Below are 20,755 nucleotides of genomic sequence, written 5' to 3'. Positions count from 1 at the left end.
TCAAAGGCTTGATCCGGCCGGCAAGAGCAAACGCACGCAACGCCATCAAAGGCTTAGCAGGCTATGCGTGTCACTTGCGTTCGAGACCAAAGCGCTCAGACCCCGCTTTCCTGGGCCGGCCCCAACCCTAGCGCCGGCCTCTCCCCTGTCAATAGGCTACGCTGGCTGGAGCAGGTTCAGGACGCCGACCTGGGCGGAATCGTCGTCGCCGTGGCGGCGGCGCTGATTCGCTTCCACAACTCCCAAACCGGCCTGACCTGCCCCAGCCTGGACAGCATCGTCCGCGTTGCCGGCTTCTGCGAGCGGTCGGTGCGCAAGGCCATCACCGCGCTGGTGGACGGCGGGTTCCTGCGGGTGACGCGGCGCCAAGCGCGGTCCTCGCACTACGGCCTGGCGCTCAAACCGGCACCTGATGCCGGTCAGGTTCCGGCGGAGGCGGCGAGTGATGGCCTGGCCCGGTTATGCCGAGCGGCAGGAGGTGCCGGCCTTACCGGCACCAGGTGCCGCTAAACCAGGGAAAGAAACCTCCTGTACCGGCCGGGGGATTACGCCAGGGGCAACGGACCTGGAGGTGGAGCGCTTGGCCCGTCGCATCCAGCAGGCGAGCGCCACGCCCTGGCGGCTGGAGAACGCACGGCGCGACGTGCTGGACGCCGTGGGCCGAGTGGGCGCCGACCTGGTGCGAGCCTTGGCTGAGCGCCTGGTGGGGTGTGGGCTTCAGGCTTGGGAGGTGAGGCGGGAGCTTGAGGGGCTGGGGGGCGCACATCAGCAACGAGAGGGTTCGGCCGATCCGGCAAGCGGCGCACGTCCCCTTGATCCCGTTTCCGCCTATGCGATTCAAGCGATGGAAGGCCTTGATGCCTCGCGCCGGCTCAGATGGCATGGCTGCGCCCGGAGTGCCGGTGTGCGGGCGCCGATGTTTGATCTACGGGAATGGGTGCCGGTGATCGCCGGCGAGTTTTTGGCTACGGAGCAACCGCGCGTTTGGGCGCGGTTGCAGGGCAAAGGCAGCTTCTAGGAACTATTTCACAACTCTGAGATGGGCGCGCGAAGGTGATGAGACGCTAGCCTCCCCTTGCCAGACAGTAGGCACAAGTCCGAATAGAAGTTCATCTAGATCACTCGGGAATATGTGCAGATTTTCCGCGATCTGGGCTCGAGATATCCTGTCTTCGCGGAGTGCGCTAAAGACCTTTTCTAAGCGAGACGACGTCTCGTGCGGCAGACCGGCTGGTTCATGAGTTCGATCCCCCTTCTTGGACATCTCAATACACAAATTCCTGTAGTGCCAGTCAGTAATGAATTCCAGCTGGTGAAGCCTATATGCAAGCGCGGTTACAGAGACGCCCCACCGCTTCTTCGCCTGAATCAGGGTAGCGCGCGACGGCGTTCGCATCGCATGTGCTAGAATGTCACGATGCGGCATCAAGAAAGCGGAGGCGAATCGGTCGGCTTCTCGCTCGATCTGACGAGCATCAGCATCATTAGGGTCAATATCTCGATGAAGAACTAAATGCGCTAGTTCATGAGCCAATGCGAAGCGAATATGCTCAGCAGATTTAGTGTAGTTCAGAAATACAAATGGCACGCCGTCGTGCCACAGAGCGTATGCAGATACCTCTCTCGGCTGGTTGCCAAGAGAATAAATCCTGATCCCCTTCGCTTCCAAGAGCTTAAGGACGTTTTTTATCGGCTGCTCACCCAACCCCCAGTGATGGCGGAGACTCAGTGCCGCAACGTCAGGAAGCTCCGATGGCATTAGTGGTACATCGGCCGTCGGCTGCTCAAATTGAATATCGATCCACTTATCAAGCGCAAAGCCAAATGCGCCCATGGCAAGAACAGAATGCTGCCTCGCAGCGCTCATGCTCTTCATTGCCCTAAAGCTAGCCGTATCGGAGGTCGGTTGATCAAGGGTATCGGCTAAAAAGAAAGACACCGGAAACCGCAATGTCTCCGCAAGAAGCTGCAATGTCTCATCGGACGGTGAGAAATCTAACTGATTCTCAAAATTAGAAATAGACCGGGCTGTCAGCCCGGTCTTTTCCGCCAAAACTAGCTTCGTCCACCCGCGCCGTTCTCGCGCAAGTGTGAGGCGTGAAGGATTAAACATGCCACCACCTTAGGTTCGGCGATTCACCGGTACCTCGAAATCGGGGGCGTCATTAACGTCATCAAACCCTGCGGGATCAATGGAAATAGGCGGCAGAGGGATACGTTCAATCCACCCATCCGGCCGACGGTTTATTTCGCAAAACGAGCCCGGTAGCGAAAGCTCGGCATAAACCAAATTATTCTTCCTCTCGTAGAGCAAGAACCAGGTCGCCCCCACTTCCGGCTCACGAACAAAATCAAACGCGCCCTGCCCCCGATTGCTGTTGGCGTGAATTGCGGCAATGGTTCGGGGGCCCTTCTTTGAACGAGTTGTGGGGGTCACCGCCGGGTTAGGGTCACCCACCCCACTGATCCCCCTACCGCATGCAATCCGAACCGCTTTACAGGGAGAGACAACAGTCGAGAAGCACTCGGCGTCGCACGCTTCCCAACCTCGCGGCAGGAGTTCTTCTCGCAAATGGCTTACTGCCTCACCCCAGAAATTTGTCCCAGGAACCGTGGGAGGTGCCAACGGCGAAGTGCTATCAAACCCGATAACAGCCGCCTGAATGGTCCGGACGAGCACCTCCAACGACAGCCCTTCTGCCAAGGAGGCTAGTCGAGAGGGAACATCTTGTGGCTGGATGACCTTTGCGCTCAACATCTCGCGCTCCGCCGTATAGTTGCTTCTCGTTTTATCGCTCAAATTGAGGCGAAAAACAAGAAGCCTTCCATGCTAGCCGCCGTCTAAGGCTGGCAACTTCCCGCACTTGGTAGGCGGGCGGCCAATCGATCCGCTCGGAGGTGAGTGTATCGCGCTACCATATCCGGTCGCAGATGCCCGGATATCGGCATGACCGGTTGATGAGGAGGTTGCCGCAACCGTCGTCGAGCCCATCCATCCACCATACGGCTGATGAATCTGCCGCGAGCTCTCCCTCGTGCCGTTTCCGTCCAGGGCAATATGTAACTCGGTGGCTCTCGGCGTAGGCTTGGCCGGGCGTGCGACGCCCGTTTGTGGGCGGGGCCTTGTGCTATGCGTGGCAAACACTAAATGCATATAATTCACTTATTGCACTTGCTGGCTTTATGATATCGAACCAACGAAAAGAAGGGGATGATCATGACCGCGCTTGCCCACCGCCAACCACCACCCACCGAGCAAGAGGCGGCGCTTGCCCGCCGCTCGGGCCAGAACCTGTCGCGCTTCGTTGCCAAGGGCCGGCCCCTGACGCTGCGGGTGAAGGACGCTGAACAGGAACAGCCCATCGAATTGCCCGCCGGCGCCGTGCGGATGCTGATGGACATCCTGGAGGCGATGGCGGCCGGACGCGGCGTGACCATCATCCCGGAGAATGCGGAACTGACGACGGTGCAGGCGGCCGACACCCTCAACGTCTCCCGCCCCTTCCTCATCGGCTTGCTGGAGGGCAAGGCCATCCCCTATCGCATGGTGGGGAAGCATCGCCGCATCCGCATGGAAGACGTCATGGCCTATAAGGCCCGCATTGATGCGGATCGGGAGCGGGTGCTGGACCAGTTGGTCGCGGACGCCCAGGAGAACGACATGGGTTATGGTGCGTCGTGACGGTGTACACGGCGCTTCTTGACGCCAATGTCCTGTATCCCGCGCCCATGCGGGACCTGCTGATGCAGCTCGCGGTGATGGACGTCTTCCATGCCAAATGGAGCGCCGACATCCACCGCGAATGGATCGAGGCGCTGATGCGCACCCAACCCCACCGCGACCGCGCCAAGCTGGAGCACACGCGCGACCAGATGGACCGGCATACCCGGGACGGCCTGGTGACCGGCTATCAGGGCCTGATCGCGTCGCTGACCCTTCCCGACCCCGATGACCGGCATGTGCTGGCCGCCGCCATCAAGGGGCGCTGCGACGCCATCGTGACGCAGAACCTGGCGGACTTCCCCGAGGCGGCCCTGGCCCCCTATGGCATAGAGGCCCTGCACCCCGACGATTTCCTTCTCAACCAGATGAGCTTGGACCCCGCCGCTTTCTGCACGGCCGTCGCCAAGGTCCGCGCCCGCCTCAAGAATCCGCCCTACAGCGTTGAGAACTATCTGGCCACCTTGACCCGCCAAGGGCTGGTGGCCACCGCAGGTGAGCTACGGCAGTACGCCGCCTTGCTGTAGGCGCGTGCCCTACAGGTCGTTGGGTAACAGCACCAGATCGATCAGGCCGGCGATTTCCCGCTGCATCATCACCAGTCGCTGACGCTCCATGATGAAAAACTCGGGGCAGGGGACCGCCTCGGTGAAGGTCATCCCTTCTTTCAGCATGTCCTGAAGGGCGCGGCCGAACATGGTGTTGTGTCGGGTGCGGAGGGTGACGAGCCCGAACAGGCGGTGATGGTGTTCCGCGTAAACCCGCTACCACGGTGCGTGCGACTGGCGTGCAACCCGGTTAGCAAAAAGGGGTTGCGTGTGTGCGCAACCCCTTGAGCAATTTGGTGGAGCTAAGCGGGATCGAACCGCTGACCTCTACAATGCCATTGTAGCGCTCTCCCAGCTGAGCTATAGCCCCGAACCTTTGAATTCGGTCGCCGCCCTCTGGGGCCCATTGATCTGGGCAGCGGCGGTGAGGCCGGGAATATGCGCAGATGCGGGGCGGAGATCAAGCGCGCAATTCCTTCCGCGACCCTGGCATGTCTTTCAGTCATGTGACAGGTGCCGTCGCCATCGGTGCCCAAGTCGGTTAACGATGACGCGTGCATTGGAAAGAAAAAGTGGCGGCAGGGTCAGTCAATCCGGCCAGAAACACGAAAGGCCGGCTGAGTCGTCAGCCGGCCTTTCGGATTTGGTGGAGCTAAGCGGGATCGAACCGCTGACCTCTACAATGCCATTGTAGCGCTCTCCCAGCTGAGCTATAGCCCCAAACCATTTTTAACTCGATCCGCGCCGCCTGGGGGCTGGCGTGGTGTGGGCGGGAATATGCTCAGATGCGCCGGCCGGATCAAGAGAAAAATTCGGGATTTCCCAACTTTTTTCCGGAACGGCCAACGCCCTGAAATTCCTCAGACTTTAGCGGTCCTCGTCGCCACCTTCGACGTCGACCACTTCACCCACGTCATCTTCGTCGCCCAGTTCCTCGGCGTCCTCCAGCAGGACGTCCTCGTCATCGTCGCCGGGCACCTCGTCGGCGGTCTCGGCTTCCTCCAGGTCATCGACCTCCAGGTCGACCTCGGCCTCTTCCAAGACCTCTTCCTTCTCCTCGTCCTCGACTTCGACGCCGGTGTCCTCGTCATCCAGGACCGGCTTCTTGGTGTCGTCGGCCAGGATGGGACGGGCGCGGCGGGACTTCAGCAGGGCCTCAGGATCGAACACCGTCGAGCACGAGGGGCAGGTCGGCGGATTCTTCCGCATGTCGTAATAGCGGGTGCCGCAGTTCGGGCAGATCCGCTTGGTGCCCCATTCCGGTTTCGCCACGGCAATCCTCCGTCAAAAACACGCGTGGCGACGGCCCGGGCCGGCCATGTCCACGCTCCATATAAAAAGGTACAGGAGCGGGCGTTTGCCATGAAGCCCGCCCCCTGTCAAACGTGAATCCTCGAAGACACCCACAAGGGGGCGCTTTCGCCCCATGCGGCGGCGCCCGCCGGGGTCCTCATAGCCCCAACGCCTTGCGCGGCGGCGGGGGTGGGGCCATCCTGGACGCTGTTCCACCCCGTCATTCCAGGGACTCCAATCCCCATGTCCGCGCCCGCCTTGTCCACCTGGATCTCATCCCCGACCCCGCCGCTGGGCGGCACGGCGGCGGTACCGGGCGACGCCGCCATCGCGGCGCGCGCCCTGGTGCTGGCGGCGCTGGCCGTGGGGGAAAGCCGGGTGACGGGCGCCCCCGTCGGGCTGGAGCCGCTGGTGCGGGTCCTACGCACGCTGGGGGCCCACCTTGAGCCGATGGGCGAGGGCGCCTGGCGGGTCCACGGCGTGGGCGTTGGCGGCCTGCGCCAGGCCCCGGGCCTGCTGGACGTCGGCCCCGATGGCCTGGCCTTCGCCTTGCTGGCCGGCCTCTTGGCCACGCAAGGGGGCGAGACCTTCCTCACCACCAGCCATCCCGCCGCCACCCCTTTCCTGAAGGCGGCGCTGCCTCCGTTGGCGCACATGGGGGCGGCGTTCACTCCCGCTGGTGACGGGCTGGGCGGCATCCACCCCCCGCTGCTGGTGCGCGGCACGGCCCGGCCGGTGCCGGTGGATCACCGCCCGCTGGAGCCGGTGGTGTGCGAGGTGAAGTCCGCCCTGCTGCTGGCCGCGCTCAATGTCGCCGGCCGCACCACGGTGGTGGAGGAAACACCCACCGCCGACCATACCGAACGCCTGTTGCGCCAGTTCGGCGCCGCCGTCACCGCCCGCCACCAGCCGGACGGTGCCTGGGCCGTCAGCGTCAACGGGCAGCGGGAACTGCGGCCGGCCCGGGTGGCGGTGCCGGGCGACGCCTCCCTGGCGGGCGCTGCCCTGGTGGCCGCCGCCCTGCGCCCCGGCCCCGGCATCGCGCTGCCCCATATCGGTGTCAATGAGCACCGCATCGCCCTGTTTCCCGTGTTGCGCGACATGGGGGTGGGCGACATGGGCGCCGGCCTGACGGCGGCGGGCCGGCCCGCCGGCGAGGGCGAACCCGTGGCCGACCTGCGGCTGCACCCGCCGGCGCATCCCTTGCGCGGGGTGGAGGTCGCGGCCGCATCCCTCAGCGCCGGTGAGCTGGCACTGGTGGCGGTGGCGGCGTCCTGCGCCCGGGGCACGACGGTGCTGCACGGCCTGACCCCCCGCCTGGCCCGGGCGGTGCCGCCCCTGGTGGCGGCCTTCGGCGCCTGCGGTGTCACGGCGTCGGCGGGGACGGATGTCCTGACCATCACAGGCGACGGCCAGCCGCCGCAAGGTGGGGCGACGGTGGATGTCGATGCCGATCTGGCGCCGGCCTTCCTGGCGCTGGGCACCGCCGCCGCGCATCCCATAGCCGTGCGGGCCAGCCTGGGCCCGGCGGCCGCCTCTTTGCTGAACGCCCTTGGCGCCGCCATCACGCAAGCGTGAGGGGCGGGCGGGGCCGGCTTGCCAGGCGGGGCGGGCGGTGTTAGGCCACCGGCCTGTCCCTCTTCCGGTCCCCCCTTGCTTGGCGAAGGCGCCCGATCCCATGACCTCTTCCTTCATCGTCGCCATTGACGGCCCGGCCGCCAGCGGCAAGGGCACGCTGGCCCGCCGCCTGGCCGCCACCCTGGGCTTCGCCCATCTGGACACGGGCGCGCTGTACCGCGCGGTGGGGTTGACGCTGTTGCGGACCGGCCATGCGCCGGATGACGCCGTCGCTGCCACCGCGGCCGCCCAGGGCCTGGACGCAGCCACCGTGCTGCCCCTGATGAACGACCCGGCGCTGCGCCAGGACGCGGTGGCGGTCGCCGCCTCCAAGGTGTCGGTGGTGCCCGAGGTGCGGGCCGCCCTGTTGGATTTCCAGCGGAATTTCGCCAACCACCCGCCCGGCGGGGCGAAGGGCGCGGTGCTGGACGGGCGTGATGTCGGCACCGTGGTCTGCCCCGACGCGCCCGCCAAGCTCTACGTGACCGCCGATGTTGAGGTTCGCGCCCGGCGCCGTTTGTCGGAGTTGCGGAATACTGGCGCTGAGGCTATATACGAGGCCGTCCTGGAGGACATGAAAGTTCGTGATGCGCGTGACAGTCAACGGGCGGTGGCACCGCTGAAGCCCGCTGTCGACGCGTTTTTGCTTGATACGTCCATGATGGATGCCGAACAGGCGTTCGTCGCCGCCACGGACTTCATCCGCTCCAGACCCGCGTTTCCCGGCTTCCTTTAAAACGGACGGTTAGGCCGCGCGGCCCCCAACTCAACCCAAGTCGCCGGGCATGGTGTCCGACGCCATGGGCCAAGTTAACCTCCTGTCGGCCGGGCGTCTGCCGGGGGGTTGGAACGGGCCTATGCTGGATCCACTCAAGGAGTTTAAATGGCCCAGGTTTCCGCCGCCAAGTCCCAAGACCGTGGGATGAAGGAAAGTTTCGCCGCCCTTCTGGAAGAGTCGCTCGGCACGAGCGAGAGCCTCGAAGGCACGGTGGTCAAGGGCACCGTTCTCAACATCGAGAACGACATGGTGCTCATCGACGTTGGTCTGAAGTCCGAAGGCCGGGTTGCGCTGAAGGAATTCGCCGTCCCCGGTCAGCCGGTTGAGCTGAAGATCGGCGACACGGTCGAGGTCTACCTCGAGCGCATGGAAGACAAGCACGGCGAAGCCATGCTGTCGCGCGAGAAGGCCAAGCGCGAAGAGGCCTGGACCCAGCTGGAGCGCGCGTTCACCGAACAGCAGCGCGTCACCGGCATCATCTTCGGCCGCGTCAAGGGCGGCTTCACGGTCGACCTGTCGGGCGCCGTGGCCTTCCTGCCGGGCAGCCAGGTGGACATCCGCCCGGTGCGCGACATCTCCCCGCTGATGGGCACCCCGCAGCCCTTCCAGATCCTGAAGATGGACCGCTCGCGCGGCAACATCGTCGTGTCGCGTCGCGCCGTTCTGGAAGAGAGCCGCGCCGAGGCCCGTTCGGAGCTGGTGGCCAACCTCAAGGAAGGCCAGGTTCTGCAGGGCGTGGTCAAGAACATCACCGACTACGGCGCGTTCGTGGATCTGGGTGGCGTCGACGGCCTGCTGCACGTCACCGACATCGCCTGGCGCCGCATCAACCACCCGTCGGAAGCCCTGCAGATCGGCCAGACCGTCACGGTCCAGGTCGTCCGCTTCAACTCCGAAACCCAGCGCATCAGCCTGGGCATGAAGCAGCTTGAGGCTGATCCGTGGGAAGGCGTGGAAGCCAAGTACCCGGTCGGCGCCAAGTTCAAGGGCCGCGTCACCAACATCACCGACTACGGCGCCTTCGTGGAGCTGGAGCCCGGCATCGAGGGTCTGGTGCACGTCTCCGAGATGTCCTGGACCAAGAAGAACGTCCACCCCGGCAAGATCGTCTCCACCTCCCAGGAGGTCGAGGTCATGGTGCTGGACGTGGATCCGCAGAAGCGCCGCATCTCCCTGGGCCTCAAGCAGTGCCTGGACAACCCGTGGGAGACGTTCGTCGACAAGTTCCCGGCCGGCACCGAGCTGGAAGGCGAGGTCAAGAACATCACCGAGTTCGGTCTGTTCGTTGGTCTGCCGGGCGACATCGACGGCATGGTCCACATGTCCGACCTCGACTGGAACAAGTCGGGTGAAGAGGCCATCCAGGACTACAAGAAGGGCGATCACGTCCGCGTGAAGGTCCTGGACGTCGACGTGGAAAAGGAACGCATCAGCCTGGGCATCAAGCAGCTGGCCAGCGATCCGTTCGAAGCCACCGTCGCCGGCGTCAAGAAGAACGACGTCGTCACCTGCACCGTCACCGCCATCACCGAGGGTGGCATCGAGGTGTCGGTCGTCGACGGCTTCACCGGCTTCATCCGCAAGTCCGACCTGTCGCGTGAGCGTTCCGAGCAGCGCCCGGACCGTTTCGCCGTCGGCGAGAAGGTCGACGCCAAGGTCACGCAGATCGATCGCGCCAGCCGCAAGATCGGCCTGTCGATCAAGGCGAAGGAAGTCGAGGAAGAGAAGCAGGCGATGGCCGAGTTCGGTTCGTCCGACTCGGGCGCCTCGCTGGGCGACATCCTGGGCGCCGCGCTGAAGCGCGCCCAGAAGGACAAGGACGAGGTCTGAGATTCGGTCCGTCAGGACTGAGTTTCAGGACCCGTCCGGGTCTTGAGTAGGAAAAGGCCGTCCCCGGGCAACCCGGGGGCGGCTTTTTTTCTTAGGCGTGCCAGCTTAACACCGCTGGGCCGGCGCACCGGAACCGGCGTGGAAAGGCGTTGCCGCGCAAGCTTCGGCGCTTTGCGACGATGGGGAGGTCCCGCATGCGTCTATTTCATTTTAGCGACGATTCGACCATCACCACCTTCACGCCGCGATCGGTCCTTGTGCCGTCGCAACGCGCTCCAGGGATGGAATGGCTCAATGGCCCTCTGGTTTGGGCCATCGAGGAGCCGCTTGATTTCATGTACTTATTTCCCCGGGATTGCCCGCGCATCCTGATATGGGCGACTAATCAGACGCACGACGCTGAAAGGCTAAGATGGCTGGGCGGCCATCGGGCGGCTGCCTACATCGAGCGAGAATGGTATCCGGAAGTCGCCGATGCCACGCTCCACCGCTATGATCTGCCCACCGACAGCTTTGAGCCTTTGCTGGACGCGGGGATGTGGGTCAGCCGGTCGACGGTGATACCGCTGGGCCGCGACACCCTGTGCGACGTGCCGTCGGCCTTTGCCCCGCGCGGCGTGGATCTGCGTGTGGTCGACAGCCTGCTTCCCTTGAAATCCCTGTGGGGAACCACCCTGCATGCCAGCGGGATTAGGCTGCGCAATGCCCAGGCTTGGTAGATGCCATCCCAACACCAGCCCATCGCTTCCTGGTGGGAAGGGGCGGGTGGCGGGGGAGCGGGCCATAGGGGTTAATTCTACGATAATGCAAGAGTATGAAGACCTTACCCTTGCCAGGACCCGTCCGCTCCGGCACAGTTGAGGTAGGATGGGCGGTGATCGAAAACCGTGACCGCCAGGCCAGGGTGGATGTACACCCGGGCCGTCGTCCTGCCGGGAGGCACCAACGACACGATAAAGATAGCGGTCCCGCGAGACCGGGACCGATTGCCCAAGGGGGAATTGCCGATGACCAAGTCGGAACTCATCATGCGGCTGGCGGAACTCAATCCGCACCTCTACCAGCGCGATGTGGAAAAGATCGTCACCACCATCTTCGACGAGATCACCGAGGCCCTGGCCCGGGGTGACCGGGTGGAGTTGCGCGGCTTCGGCGCCTTCTCCGTGAAACGGCGCGACGCCCGCACCGGCCGCAACCCCCGCACGGGCCAGGCGGTGGACGTGGATGAGAAGTTCATTCCCTTCTTCAAGACGGGCAAGCAGCTGCGTGAGCAGTTGAACACCGACTGATAGCCCCCATCTGTGGGACCCGGTCCCGGCGGTTCCGTCGGGACCTCCTCAGCGCCGCCCCCAGGGGCCGCCCCATCCGGGGTGGTCCGGGGCGGCCGTTGCCAGTGGAGCGGCCAGTGCTGCGTTACCTTTCCTGGATCGTGTCCATACCGCTGGCCCTCGTCGCCATCGACTTCGCCATCGTGAATGAGGAGTTGGTGCGCCTGACGCTGTGGCCGCTGGACGGCGCGGTGGTGGCGCCTTCCTTCGCGGTGGTGTTCGTGTCCCTGCTGGTGGGCTTCCTCGCCGGCGGCCTGATTTCCTGGCTGTCGGCCGGCAAGCACCGCCGGGCCCTGCGCAAGGAGCGGGCGCGGGGTGACCAGCTGCAGCGCGACCTGGACGCCGCCCGGCTGCACGCCGCCGACCTGGAAAAGCGCATCGCGGCCGCCGACCGGGCCGCGGGTGCGGCGGCGGCCCCGCCGGCCGATGTGCGGGTGATGTCGCTGCGTTAGTTTGCCCTCAAATGCCGCGCGGCCACATCCCTGGCCTTGGCTTCCTCGATTTCCAGTCCGCCTTCGGCTCCCCAGAAATCTCCGGCGGATGCGGTCGCATCCTACGGCGGCATGTCATGCCGCCAGTTCCAGGCATGGCGGTCCTCAGCGGGCCGCCTTTTCCTTTTCCGTCTTGGCCGCCTCGTCCGCCAGGCGCTTGTCCAGACGGGCGGTCACCGCCTCGCCGTATCGATGGCAGGCGGTCTCGTCCACCAGGGGCTGGGTGGCGTTGGGGCCCAGGCGCTTCCACATCTGCGAGGCGTCGGGGTGGGGCGTCAGCAGGATGTCGCAGGGCAGGGCGGCCATGGTGGCGATGGCTTGGCGGAAGCTGGCCAGCACGCCGGGGTGTGCCGCCTCGTCCGAATAGCGGTAGACGTCGTCGGTGTAGGCGCTGAGGCTGTCGGCATAGACGATGTGGTGGCAGCGCCCATCCTGGCAGCTGTCCCAGGTCCAGGTGGTGGCGCCCGGCGTGTGGCCCGGCGTGGCGTGGGCCGTCAGGCGGATGGGCCCCAGGGTCACCTCTTCCCCATCCTTCAGGCGCTTCACATGCGGGATGGCGGGGAAAGCCTCGATGCTCAGGTATTGCGGGTCGCCCCGATCGCCCTTGCCGTGCTCCAGCGCGCCGGCCGCGGCCGACAGGGCCATGACCGTGGCGCCCGAGTCCCGCTGCAACTGGGCGATGCCGCCGGCATGGTCCAGGTGCTCATGGCTGTTCAGGATGATGCGCAAATCCTCCACCTTGAAACCCAGGGCGCGGATATTGGCCTCGATCAGCGGCGCCGCCTTCTCTGTGGCGCCGTCGATCAGCACATGGCCTTGCGGCGAGGTGATGAGGATGGAGGACAGGCCGCAGGTGCCGACGTACCAGGTGTCGGCATAGATGTGCAGCGGCGCCGCCGGCATGTTCCAGTCCGCCCCCTCCGGACAGGTGGCTGCCGGCTGCGTCGTCGTCCGCGGCGTCGGCTCGGCAGCCCTGACCTCGGTAGCCATGATGGGGGCGGTGACGCCGCACAACAGAAGGGCGGCGAGGGCGAGGCGCAGGGTCATGGGAGGCGGTCCGAGGTCCTGGGGGAAGGGAAACTTCCGCGTGTGTGAGCGCCAATTCTGGCTAAAAGAGGGCCAGGGGGCCGCCGGCCCCGCACCAGATGGTAGCGCTTGCCGCTACCGGGGCCGACGCTTGCGGCCGCGCCAGTCGGGCTTGCGGGTGCCCTCGCCGGATGGCCGGTTGGCGGCGGCCTTGGGCGGGCGGTTGCCGCGCACGGCGCGGTAGCGGGCCACCAGGGCGACGAAGGGCGCGCGCAACCGCTCCACCAGCGTGTCGTCCCCCTCCAGCTTGGCCAGGGCGAAGGCGCCGGCCTCCAGCGTCGACACGCTTTCGCGCCGGGGCTCGCGGCGCAGGTTGCCATAGGCGGAGACGAAATCGGGATGGACGATCAGGCGGCGCAGCTTCAACAGCCAGGCGTTGCGCCACCACAGGGCCTTGGCCTGCGACCACGACCCGTCCAGCAGGATGATGCCCTCCAAGTCGGCCAGCACGGTGGGGTCCTCCACCGTCTGCCCCTTCTTGTCCACCAGGCGCAGGGTACCGGGCTGGGTGGCGACGGCGTCGTCGCCCGAGCCCATGTACAGCACGGCCCAGCGGCGCGGGTCGGGTTCACGGCCACCCTTTTCCGTGCCCAGTGCCTTGGCCAGGTTGGGCCAGGACAGGCCCACCTTCAGCCGGCCGCGCGCCAGGCCCAGGGTCAGCAGCCGGGCGCTGCCCAGCTCCACGTCCTGTTCCTGGGGATGCTGCAGCACCAGCACCTCCAGCCGGGTCTCGATGGGCATGATGCCTTCGCAAACGCAGAGGTCCAGGGGCTTGGCGCAGCGGGGACAGGCGGCCAGGGCGGCGGCGGAGGGCTGGGGGGTGGCGTCTTCCGCCGGCGGTACGGTGTCGTCAGTCATCTCAACCAGCGCTCTCTTCCATGAAACGGGCCATGCGCATGGGCGTCGGGTTCCGCGCCATGGTGTCTTCCTTCCGCAGCCGCCTTCCGGCCCAGGGTCTATCGGGGCGATAATGGGGTTAAGTCGCCTGCGACGATGACGCCTGAGCGCTGGGGCTTGACGGCGGGGGCCGACAAGCGTTGACGTGGACCCGACGGGGCCTTCCCGTCAAGATTCTAGCACAGCCTACCCCGGTATAGAGCCATGGCCACCGTCACCGTCCTGCCCCGCCGCTTCACCTCCCCGCCCACGCTGGAAGAGATTGAACGCCTGGCCATCGACGCCATCGCGTCCATCCCGCCCGAGCTGCGGGTGCACATGGGCAACCTGGTGGTCCATGTCGCCGAATTCCCGGATGAGGAGACGGAGCGGGAGATGGGGCTGGAAACCCCGTTCGACATCCTGGGCCTCTACCGTGGCGTCTCCCTGCCCCAGCGCGGCGCCAACGACGCCAGCCACGGGCCGGACATGATCTTCCTCTACCGCCGGCCGCTGCTGGACTATTGGTGCGAAACAGGGGAGGATCTGGGCGATCTGGTGCTGAACGTCATGATCCACGAGATCGGCCACCATTTCGGCTTCACGGATGACGACATGTACGGCATCGAGGCCAACGACCCCTGAATTCAGGGGGTACCGGTATGGGGGGCGGGCACCGGTATAAGAAACGAGGGGCGGGCGGCCTTGGCGCCGCCGGCCGAAAGAAGGGGATGGGGTTATGGCGGCCTTCGTGTGGACCGGTCTGGTCACGCTTCTGGCGTTGTTCGTCTATTTCTGGACCATCGGACAGGTCAGCCGGGCGCGTACCCGGCATGGGGTGGAGGCGCCGTCGACTGACGGCCCGCCGGCATTCCAGCGGGTGCTGCGCGTTCAGGTGAATACCCTGGAACAGATCGTGCTGTTCCTTCCCGGCCTGTGGCTGTTCGCCAACATTTGGGGTGACCACCAGGCGGCGCTGATCGGGCTCGCTTGGCCCATCGGCCGCGTGCTGTACGCCGTGACCTACTACGCCGATGCCAAGAAGCGCGCCGCCGGCTTCGGCCTGGCGCTGTTCGGAACCTCGGTGCTGCTGGTTGGCAGTCTCATCGGCCTGGTGCGCTACCTGCTGGGGATTTAACTTCCTGCCTGCAGCGTGGCGTCCGCCAGGCGGTAGTACAGGCCGTTGTCGTCATCGCCCACCATGTGCAACGTGCCTGTCAGGGTGATGGGCTCGTTGGTCATGGCGATGGGGGCGCTGGTCTTCACCTCCATCAGGTCGGCGGGGCCGGGCGGCGGGCAGAAGGGGCAGCTGGGCGCCATGGCGCTCAGCAGGAAATGGCCGGACTTCTCCTTCTGCTCCAGTGGGATGATGAAGCCGGCGATGGTCAGGGGCTTGCCCTCCAGCGCTTGCACCGCCGGCCCGAAGGCGGCGCGCACGCGCAGCAGGCCGTTGTCCATGCTGTGCACTTCCTTGACGTCGGCCAGCTTGTCCCAGCCCAGAGTGGCCTTGGGGATGTTGGCCTGCACGGATGCCGCCGTGCCCGGCGCCGGTGCCGCGGGCGTGGCCGACGCCACCTTCTTGTCGGCCGCCAGGGCGGGCGCCCCGGCGACGGCCCCGGTGACAATGACCGCCATCATCAGGGCGGCGGCGAATGTGCGCTTGGCCTGAACCGTCATGGCGAAATCCTTTCTCTCAACTGCCAAATGCTTTGTTGGCCCCCAATCGTGGCCGATTGAGGGCTGGGTGTGGAGCGGGGGTCACCCCCGCGACAGCACCGCCGACACGTCCGTGCGATAGGCCTGGACCGCCGGGACCAGGGCGGCCAGCACCGACAGGCCGGCCGCCAGGACAAGAAGATAGGGTTCCGTAGCCGGAAACTGGAGTCCCGTGATGCCCATGTCGCGGGCCTGGGGCACCAGGCGGCCCGCCAGTTCCACCGCGCCATGGCCCAGCGCCAGGCCCAGGGCGGTGCCGGCCGCCCCCATGGCCAGCGCCTCGGTCAGCAGCAGGCAGGAGATGCGCATGCGCGTGGCGCCCAGGGCGCGCATGACCGCCAGGTCATAGCGCCGCGCCTGGGTGGCGTTGTAGAGCGCGACAAAGATGCTGAGCGCGGAGGACGCGACCAGCAGCAGGCCGAAGCCACGCACCGTGTCCGTGCCGATGCCCACCAGGGACAGCAGCCGCGTCATCTCCGCCGCTGGTGAGGCTGCCTGCAGGACGCTGCCGGTGTTGATCCGCCGGGGCAGCAGCGCGGCCGCGATGGGGGAGCGGTAGCGCAGCAGGACGGAGGTCACCTCGCGTTCGGGTGGCTGCTGGGCGGGCTGGGCGCCTCCTTGTGCGCCCCCCGCCCCATGCTCGTGCTCGTCGGCATCGCCGTCGTGGTGATGGTGGTGGGCGTCGTGCACCGCCCACACGCTGTCGATGGGGGTCAGCACCAGGCGATCCACCACGCCGCCGGTGGGGGCCAGGATCCCCACCACGGTATAGGGCATGCCCTCATGCACTGCCCCGCCGGCCGACAGGCCATGGTTGCTGTTGAACTGGTCGCCCACCTTCAGGCCGGCGGCCTGCGCCACCTGGGCACCCACCGTCGCCTCCATGGGCGCCTGCCATAGCCGGCCCGTCGCCACCTGGGCATGGCGCAGGGCGACGAAGGCCGGGTCGGTGCCGACGATGCGGTATCCCCGGAAGCTGTCGCCCAGGGCCAGGGGGACGGCCTGGGCCACCAACGGGTCGGACGCCAGGGCCTGCGCCTGGGACAGCGGGATGTTCCCCGTGGGAATGTCGATCTGATACAGCGCGGACAGGATCAGCTGCAGCGGGCTGCCCTTGGCGCCCACCACCAGGTCGACCCCGGCGGCGTCCCTGGCCAGGCGGTCCTGCACCTGCGTGCCCGCCAGGATCAGCACGACGATGGTGCCGGTGCCCAGCGCCAGCAGCGCCACGTTGAGCGTGGTGGTGAGGGCCGCGCGTTTCAGGTAGGCCCAGGCCAAGCCGAGGATGGTCATGCGGCGCGACCTTCCGTTTGGGCGCTAAGCTTGGGCAGATCCAGCCGGTCGGATATCCGGGCGCGGGTGCGCTCGTCATGGGTGGCGACCAGCAGGGTGGCACTGCACACATCCGCCTGTTCCAGCAAAAGGTCCATCACCAGGGCGCAGTTCTCGTCATCCAGGGCCGACGTCGGCTCATCCGCCAGGATCAGCTTAGGCTGGGTGACCACGGCGCGGGCGATGGCCACGCGCTGCTTCTCCCCCTGGCTCAGATGCTCTGGCTTGGCGGCCAGGCGGTTGCCCAGGCCCACGCGGTCCAGCGCCCGGGCCACGGCCCCCGCGTCGCGCGGCAGGCCGGCCAGCCAGCGCGCCAGATGCAGATTCTGGCCCACGTCCAGCGCCGCGACCAGGTGCAGGGTCTGGAAGACGATGCCGATCAGGCGCCCCCGCAGATGGTCGCGGGCGGCGGCGTCCAGGTCCCACACCGCCTGGCCGTCCAGAAGGATGCGGCCCCCGTCCGGCCGCTTCAGGCCGGCCAGGGCATGGATCAGGGTGGTCTTGCCGCTGCCGCTGGGGCCCAGCAGCAGGCAATGCCGGCCCGTCTCCACCGACCACTGGGGAATATCCAGCACCGGCCGGCCCGCGATGGCGTGGCGCAGACCGGTGACGTCGATAAGGGGCATGGGACCTGTATCCTGCCGCGTTGCCGAACCCCGGCGGCTGCCACCGGCGGGACGGGCGCATCTTGGGCGGCGCCGCGACGTCCGGCAAGCGGGAAGGGGTGGGCCGGATGTCGCGGCCCTACCTTCTTGGAGAGGGGGACCGGGTGAGCATTTGATTCCCGTGTCCGAGGTTGCTACAGTCGCCGCAGATGTCTTGGCACTCCCGGAATAAGGGTAAGGCATTGGAAAATAATCGGAAAATTTCAATCCTGTTCGTTTGCACGGGCAACATCTGCCGTTCCCCCACGGCGGAGGGCGTGATGCGCCGCCGCCTGGCCATGGATGGCCTGGCCGACGATGTGACGGTGGCCAGCGCCGGCACCCACGGCTATCACGTGGGGGAGGCGCCGGACATCCGGGCGGTCGAGGCGGCGCGCCATCGCGGCGTCGACCTGTCGGCGCTGCGGGCCCGCCGCGTGGACGCGGATGATTTCGAGCGGTACGACATGGTTCTGGCCATGGACCGTGATCATCTGGATTTCCTGCGCCGCCTGGCGCCACCCAAGCACCGCGACCGGGTGCAGCTGTTCCTGGACTACGCCCCCGACCATAAGGGTCATGACGTGCCCGATCCCTATTATGGGTCGGAGGACCAGTTCGACACCGTGCTGGACATGATCGAGGCCGCGGCCGACGGCCTGCTGGACGAGGTCCACCGCCGGCTGGGGCGCAAGGCGGGCTAGGGAAACGGACTCGGCTTGGCGGGCCGGGGGCGCTATACCTAAGGGCCCCATCGTTCCCGTCCTACCGGATTTAGTGCCGTGCCCGATACCACCGATACCGCATCCTCGGCGTCCTCCGCCCAGGGCGTAACGCCCATGATGGCGCAGTACCTGGAGATCAAGGCCCAGCACCCGGGCGCCCTGCTGTTCTACCGCATGGGTGATTTTTACGAGATGTTCTTCGACGACGCGGTGGCCGCCGCTCGCGCGCTGGACATCACGCTGACCAAGCGCGGCCTGCATCTGGGGGAAGAGATCCCCATGTGCGGCGTGCCGGTGCATTCGCACGAGAACTATCTGTCACGCCTCATCCGCCTGGGCTTCCGCGTCGCCATCTGCGAGCAGACCGAGGAACCGGCGGAGGCGCGCAAGCGCGGTGGCAAGGCGGTGGTGCGGCGCGAGGTGGTGCGCGTCGTCACCCCCGGCACCATCACCGAGGACGGCCTGCTGGACGCCCGGTCCAACAACTACCTGGCGGCATTGGCCGAGGTGGGCGGCGCCCTGGGCCTGGCCTGGCTGGACCTGTCGACCGGGGAGCTGACCCTGCAGCCGGTGGAACGCGCGGCCCTGCCGGCCGCCCTGGCCCGCCTGGCGCCGGGTGAGCTGCTGGTGTCCGAACGCCTGACGCAGCAGCCGGAACTGTTCGAGCTGTGGGCCGAGTGGCGCGACCAGCTGACGGTGCAGCCCAACGCCCGATTCGACAGCGAGAACGGCCGCCAGCGCCTGCTGGACCTGTATGGCGTGGGCACACTGGACGCCTTCGGCAGCTTCAGCCGGGCGGAGGTGGCGGCCGCCGGCTCCCTGGTCGATTATGTGGAACTGACGCAAAAGGGCCGGGTGCCCCGCCTGGACCGGCCGCGCCGCCTGGCGCTGGGCGCGGTCATGGAGATCGACCCGGCTTCCCGCCGCAACCTGGAACTCAGCCGCACGCTGACGGGGGAAAAGCGCGGCAGCCTCCTGGGCGCTATCGACCGCACGGTCACCGGCGCCGGCGCCCGCCTGCTGGCGGCCCACTTGGCCTCCCCCCTCACCGATCCCATCGCCATCGGCCGGCGCCTGGACACGGTGGCCTATTTCGTGGAGCAGGGCGGTTTGCGGGCCGACATCCGCGCGCACCTGGGCCGGGCGCCGGATATCGAGCGCGCGCTGTCCCGCCTCAGCCTGGGCCGGGGCAGCCCGCGCGACCTGGCGGGGGTGCGCGACGGCCTGGGCCGCGCCCGTGACATCTGCGACACCTTCCCGGCCGAGGCGCTGCGCGGCGCCCTGGAGCCGCCGCTGCCCCCGGGGCTTCTCGATGCCCTGCACGGCGTGAAGGTGCCGGCCGACCTGGTGTCCATGCTGGCGGCGGCCCTGGGCCCGGACCTGCCGCTGAACGCCCGCGACGGTGGCTTCATCGCCCAGGGCTATTCGGCCCCCCTGGACGAACTGAAGGAGTTGCGCGACGACTCGCGCCGCCTGATCGCCAACCTCCAGGCCCGCTACGCCGGGGACACGGGCATCAACACCCTGAAGATCCGGCACAACAACGTGCTGGGCTATTACATCGAGGTCACCGCCCAGCACGGCGACAAGCTGATGGCGGCGGAACAGCGCGGCACCTACATCCATCGCCAGACCCTGGCCAACGCCATGCGCTTCACCACGGTGGAGCTGTCGGACCTGGAACGCCGCGTGGCGGAGGCGGGCGACAAGGCGCTGGCCCTGGAACTGGCCCTGTTCGAGGAGCTGACCCAGGCGGTCCTGGCCAGGGCCGACGACATCGCCTCGACCGCCCAGGCGCTGGCGTCGCTGGATGTGGCGACCTCGCTGGCCGACATCGCGGTGGAATGCCGCTGGTGCCGCCCGGTGGTGGACGACAGCCGCGAATTCCGCATCGTGCGCGGCCGGCACCCGGTGGTGGAGGCGGCGCTGGTGGCCGCCGCCAGCGGCCCCTTCGTCGCCAATGACTGCGACCTGTCGGATGCCAACCGCCTGTGGCTGCTGACCGGCCCCAACATGGCCGGTAAGTCGACTTTCCTGCGTCAGAACGCCCTGGTGGCCGTGCTGGCGCAGATGGGCAGCTTCGTGCCCGCCGACGCCGCCCACATCGGTGCCGTCGACCGGCTGTTCAGCCGCGTGGGTGCCGCCGACGACCTGGCGCGCGGCCGCTCCACCTTCATGGTGGAGATGGTGGAGACGGCGGCCATCCTGAACCAGGCCACGGGCCGCAGCCTGGTCATCCTGGATGAGATCGGGCGCGGTACCGCCACCTTCGACGGCCTGTCCATCGCCTGGGCGGCGGTGGAGCATCTGCACGAGGTCACGCGCTGCCGTGCCTTGTTCGCCACCCACTACCATGAGCTGACGACCCTGTCGTCCAAGCTGCCGTCCCTGGCCTGCCACACCATGCGCATCAAGGAGTGGCAGGGCGACGTGGTGTTCCTGCATGAGGTCGCCGCCGGCGCCGCCGACCGCAGCTATGGCATCCATGTGGCCCGCCTGGCCGGGCTGCCGGCCACGGTCATCAGCCGGGCGGAGGAGGTGCTGGCCATTCTGGAAGCGGGCGACCAGGGCAGCGCCGTGACGCGTCTGGCCGACGACCTGCCCCTGTTCAGCGCCCCCGTGCGCCGCGCGCCGGAACCCACCGCCGCACCCGCGCCGGAATCGCCGGCGCTGGCCGCGCTGAAGTCCGTCAGCCCGGATGAACTGACGCCGCGCCAGGCGCTGGAAGAGCTGTACAGGCTGAAGGGGCTGTTGCAGGGCGCCCACTGAG

At 67.0% G+C, this 20,755-nt stretch carries 23 protein-coding genes and 2 tRNA genes; 14 read left to right on the top strand and 11 right to left on the bottom strand.

The window, feature by feature from the left end:
* The first annotated feature begins 63 nt into the window (after positions 1-63).
* Together Y958_RS12615 and Y958_RS12610 are read left to right on the top strand one after the other, a co-directional pair.
* Positions 64-510 (top strand): helix-turn-helix domain-containing protein, encoded by a 447-nt coding sequence (locus Y958_RS12615; RefSeq protein WP_088872250.1) that lies wholly within the window; start codon positions 64-66, stop codon positions 508-510.
* Positions 511-580: 70 nt separating this feature from the next.
* Positions 581-1,018 (top strand): hypothetical protein, encoded by a 438-nt coding sequence (locus tag Y958_RS12610; protein WP_088872249.1) that lies wholly within the window; start codon positions 581-583, stop codon positions 1,016-1,018.
* Positions 1,019-1,021: 3 nt separating this feature from the next.
* Here the strand turns inward: Y958_RS12610 and Y958_RS12605 are convergent, their stop codons facing one another.
* Both Y958_RS12605 and Y958_RS31395 read right to left on the bottom strand, forming a co-directional pair.
* Entirely contained in the window at positions 1,022-2,053 is a 1,032-nt protein-coding gene (locus tag Y958_RS12605; RefSeq protein WP_244909293.1) for a helix-turn-helix domain-containing protein, read from the bottom strand.
* 69 nt (positions 2,054-2,122) lie between these two features.
* On the bottom strand, positions 2,123-2,458 hold the full coding sequence (locus Y958_RS31395; RefSeq protein WP_145727603.1) for a hypothetical protein: 336 nt from the start codon (positions 2,456-2,458) through the stop codon (positions 2,123-2,125).
* A gap of 759 nt (positions 2,459-3,217) precedes the next feature.
* Here Y958_RS31395 and Y958_RS12600 point away from each other — a divergent pair.
* Positions 3,218-3,682: an excisionase family DNA-binding protein gene (locus Y958_RS12600; protein ID WP_088872639.1), complete on the top strand. Its 465-nt coding sequence runs from the start codon at positions 3,218-3,220 to the stop codon at positions 3,680-3,682.
* Positions 3,679-4,248 (top strand): PIN domain-containing protein, encoded by a 570-nt coding sequence (locus Y958_RS12595; RefSeq protein ID WP_088872247.1) that lies wholly within the window; start codon positions 3,679-3,681, stop codon positions 4,246-4,248. Before Y958_RS12600 ends, Y958_RS12595 begins: the two co-directional genes overlap by 4 nt.
* A gap of 9 nt (positions 4,249-4,257) precedes the next feature.
* Here the strand turns inward: Y958_RS12595 and Y958_RS31975 are convergent, their stop codons facing one another.
* The 4 genes from Y958_RS31975 to Y958_RS12580 all read right to left on the bottom strand — a co-directional run bounded on the left by Y958_RS31975 (position 4,258) and on the right by Y958_RS12580 (position 5,541).
* Complete coding sequence (locus tag Y958_RS31975) at positions 4,258-4,419, bottom strand: hypothetical protein (RefSeq protein ID WP_186291182.1); 162 nt, start codon at positions 4,417-4,419, stop codon at positions 4,258-4,260.
* 144 nt (positions 4,420-4,563) lie between these two features.
* Positions 4,564-4,639 (bottom strand) — tRNA-Ala (locus Y958_RS12590).
* Between the two features lie 274 nt (positions 4,640-4,913).
* Positions 4,914-4,989: transfer RNA gene (locus tag Y958_RS12585), tRNA-Ala, on the bottom strand.
* Between the two features lie 147 nt (positions 4,990-5,136).
* Positions 5,137-5,541, bottom strand: a complete 405-nt coding sequence (locus Y958_RS12580; protein ID WP_040843019.1) for a TIGR02300 family protein — start codon at positions 5,539-5,541, stop codon at positions 5,137-5,139.
* Between the two features lie 264 nt (positions 5,542-5,805).
* Between Y958_RS12580 and Y958_RS12570 the strand changes: the two genes are divergently transcribed.
* From Y958_RS12570 to Y958_RS12545, 6 genes are all read left to right on the top strand, one after another.
* Positions 5,806-7,140: a 3-phosphoshikimate 1-carboxyvinyltransferase gene (locus Y958_RS12570; protein ID WP_088872245.1), complete on the top strand. Its 1,335-nt coding sequence runs from the start codon at positions 5,806-5,808 to the stop codon at positions 7,138-7,140.
* A 100-nt stretch (positions 7,141-7,240) separates the two neighbouring features.
* Positions 7,241-7,915, top strand: coding sequence for a (d)CMP kinase (cmk, locus tag Y958_RS12565; protein ID WP_088872244.1), 675 nt, complete (start codon positions 7,241-7,243; stop codon positions 7,913-7,915).
* A gap of 147 nt (positions 7,916-8,062) precedes the next feature.
* Positions 8,063-9,787, top strand: a complete 1,725-nt coding sequence (gene rpsA / locus Y958_RS12560; protein WP_088872243.1) for a 30S ribosomal protein S1 — start codon at positions 8,063-8,065, stop codon at positions 9,785-9,787.
* Between the two features lie 194 nt (positions 9,788-9,981).
* Positions 9,982-10,506, top strand: coding sequence for a DUF6886 family protein (locus Y958_RS12555; protein ID WP_088872242.1), 525 nt, complete (start codon positions 9,982-9,984; stop codon positions 10,504-10,506).
* Between the two features lie 288 nt (positions 10,507-10,794).
* A complete protein-coding gene (gene ihfB, locus Y958_RS12550; protein ID WP_040845205.1) occupies positions 10,795-11,076 on the top strand; it encodes an integration host factor subunit beta in 282 nt (93 codons plus the stop codon).
* Between the two features lie 116 nt (positions 11,077-11,192).
* A complete protein-coding gene (locus Y958_RS12545) occupies positions 11,193-11,567 on the top strand; it encodes a lipopolysaccharide assembly protein LapA domain-containing protein (protein WP_186291181.1) in 375 nt (124 codons plus the stop codon).
* Positions 11,568-11,711: 144 nt separating this feature from the next.
* Here Y958_RS12545 and bla read toward each other — a convergent pair whose 3' ends face one another.
* Together bla and Y958_RS12535 are read right to left on the bottom strand one after the other, a co-directional pair.
* Positions 11,712-12,653, bottom strand: a complete 942-nt coding sequence (gene bla / locus Y958_RS12540) for a subclass B3 metallo-beta-lactamase (protein WP_088872240.1) — start codon at positions 12,651-12,653, stop codon at positions 11,712-11,714.
* A gap of 114 nt (positions 12,654-12,767) precedes the next feature.
* Positions 12,768-13,550, bottom strand: coding sequence for a tRNA-uridine aminocarboxypropyltransferase (locus Y958_RS12535; RefSeq protein ID WP_088872239.1), 783 nt, complete (start codon positions 13,548-13,550; stop codon positions 12,768-12,770).
* Between the two features lie 243 nt (positions 13,551-13,793).
* Between Y958_RS12535 and Y958_RS12530 the strand changes: the two genes are divergently transcribed.
* Both Y958_RS12530 and Y958_RS12525 read left to right on the top strand, forming a co-directional pair.
* Complete coding sequence (locus Y958_RS12530) at positions 13,794-14,213, top strand: metallopeptidase family protein (protein WP_088872238.1); 420 nt, start codon at positions 13,794-13,796, stop codon at positions 14,211-14,213.
* Positions 14,214-14,307: 94 nt separating this feature from the next.
* Entirely contained in the window at positions 14,308-14,706 is a 399-nt protein-coding gene (locus Y958_RS12525) for an MAPEG family protein (RefSeq protein WP_088872237.1), read from the top strand.
* Here the strand turns inward: Y958_RS12525 and Y958_RS12520 are convergent.
* From Y958_RS12520 to Y958_RS12510, 3 genes are all read right to left on the bottom strand, one after another.
* Complete coding sequence (locus Y958_RS12520; RefSeq protein ID WP_088872236.1) at positions 14,703-15,245, bottom strand: DUF3299 domain-containing protein; 543 nt, start codon at positions 15,243-15,245, stop codon at positions 14,703-14,705. The two genes, Y958_RS12525 and Y958_RS12520, sit on opposite strands and share 4 nt — an antisense overlap.
* Before the next feature lie 81 nt (positions 15,246-15,326).
* The gene (locus Y958_RS12515; protein ID WP_088872235.1) at positions 15,327-16,577 is read right to left on the bottom strand and encodes an ABC transporter permease; all 1,251 of its coding nucleotides are present in this window, start codon (positions 16,575-16,577) and stop codon (positions 15,327-15,329) included.
* A complete protein-coding gene (locus tag Y958_RS12510) occupies positions 16,574-17,242 on the bottom strand; it encodes an ABC transporter ATP-binding protein (protein ID WP_088872234.1) in 669 nt (222 codons plus the stop codon). Before Y958_RS12510 ends, Y958_RS12515 begins: the two co-directional genes overlap by 4 nt.
* A 299-nt stretch (positions 17,243-17,541) precedes the next feature.
* On the opposite strand from Y958_RS12510, the gene Y958_RS12505 reads away from it, so the two are divergent.
* Together Y958_RS12505 and mutS are read left to right on the top strand one after the other, a co-directional pair.
* Entirely contained in the window at positions 17,542-17,964 is a 423-nt protein-coding gene (locus tag Y958_RS12505) for a low molecular weight protein-tyrosine-phosphatase (protein WP_244909292.1), read from the top strand.
* Positions 17,965-18,099: 135 nt separating this feature from the next.
* The gene (gene mutS / locus Y958_RS12500; protein ID WP_088872232.1) at positions 18,100-20,754 is read left to right on the top strand and encodes a DNA mismatch repair protein MutS; all 2,655 of its coding nucleotides are present in this window, start codon (positions 18,100-18,102) and stop codon (positions 20,752-20,754) included.
* Position 20,755 lies beyond the last annotated feature (1 nt).

Source organism: Nitrospirillum viridazoti CBAmc, assembly GCF_000730165.1.
Lineage (GTDB): Bacteria > Pseudomonadota > Alphaproteobacteria > Azospirillales > Azospirillaceae > Nitrospirillum > Nitrospirillum viridazoti.
Note: the sequence above shows the minus strand (reverse complement) of the source record. Positions and strands in the feature narration are given on the sequence as shown.

What these genes read in the sequence shown, in the direction of transcription:
- Y958_RS12615 (WP_088872250.1), top strand. Translation starts at nt 64, where the DNA reads ATGCGTGTCACTTGCGTTCGAGACCAAAGCGCTCAGACCCCGCTTTCC.
- Y958_RS12600 (WP_088872639.1), top strand. Translation starts at nt 3,218, where the DNA reads ATGACCGCGCTTGCCCACCGCCAACCACCACCCACCGAGCAAGAGGCG.
- Y958_RS31975 (WP_186291182.1), bottom strand. Translation starts at nt 4,419, where the DNA reads ATGTTCGGCCGCGCCCTTCAGGACATGCTGAAAGAAGGGATGACCTTC.
- Y958_RS12570 (WP_088872245.1), top strand. Translation starts at nt 5,806, where the DNA reads ATGTCCGCGCCCGCCTTGTCCACCTGGATCTCATCCCCGACCCCGCCG.
- cmk (WP_088872244.1), top strand. Translation starts at nt 7,241, where the DNA reads ATGACCTCTTCCTTCATCGTCGCCATTGACGGCCCGGCCGCCAGCGGC.
- rpsA (WP_088872243.1), top strand. Translation starts at nt 8,063, where the DNA reads ATGGCCCAGGTTTCCGCCGCCAAGTCCCAAGACCGTGGGATGAAGGAA.
- Y958_RS12555 (WP_088872242.1), top strand. Translation starts at nt 9,982, where the DNA reads ATGCGTCTATTTCATTTTAGCGACGATTCGACCATCACCACCTTCACG.
- ihfB (WP_040845205.1), top strand. Translation starts at nt 10,795, where the DNA reads ATGACCAAGTCGGAACTCATCATGCGGCTGGCGGAACTCAATCCGCAC.
- bla (WP_088872240.1), bottom strand. Translation starts at nt 12,653, where the DNA reads ATGACCCTGCGCCTCGCCCTCGCCGCCCTTCTGTTGTGCGGCGTCACC.
- Y958_RS12535 (WP_088872239.1), bottom strand. Translation starts at nt 13,550, where the DNA reads ATGACTGACGACACCGTACCGCCGGCGGAAGACGCCACCCCCCAGCCC.
- Y958_RS12530 (WP_088872238.1), top strand. Translation starts at nt 13,794, where the DNA reads ATGGCCACCGTCACCGTCCTGCCCCGCCGCTTCACCTCCCCGCCCACG.
- Y958_RS12525 (WP_088872237.1), top strand. Translation starts at nt 14,308, where the DNA reads ATGGCGGCCTTCGTGTGGACCGGTCTGGTCACGCTTCTGGCGTTGTTC.
- Y958_RS12520 (WP_088872236.1), bottom strand. Translation starts at nt 15,245, where the DNA reads ATGACGGTTCAGGCCAAGCGCACATTCGCCGCCGCCCTGATGATGGCG.
- Y958_RS12515 (WP_088872235.1), bottom strand. Translation starts at nt 16,577, where the DNA reads ATGACCATCCTCGGCTTGGCCTGGGCCTACCTGAAACGCGCGGCCCTC.
- Y958_RS12510 (WP_088872234.1), bottom strand. Translation starts at nt 17,242, where the DNA reads ATGCCCCTTATCGACGTCACCGGTCTGCGCCACGCCATCGCGGGCCGG.
- Y958_RS12505 (WP_244909292.1), top strand. Translation starts at nt 17,542, where the DNA reads ATGCGCCGCCGCCTGGCCATGGATGGCCTGGCCGACGATGTGACGGTG.
- mutS (WP_088872232.1), top strand. Translation starts at nt 18,100, where the DNA reads ATGATGGCGCAGTACCTGGAGATCAAGGCCCAGCACCCGGGCGCCCTG.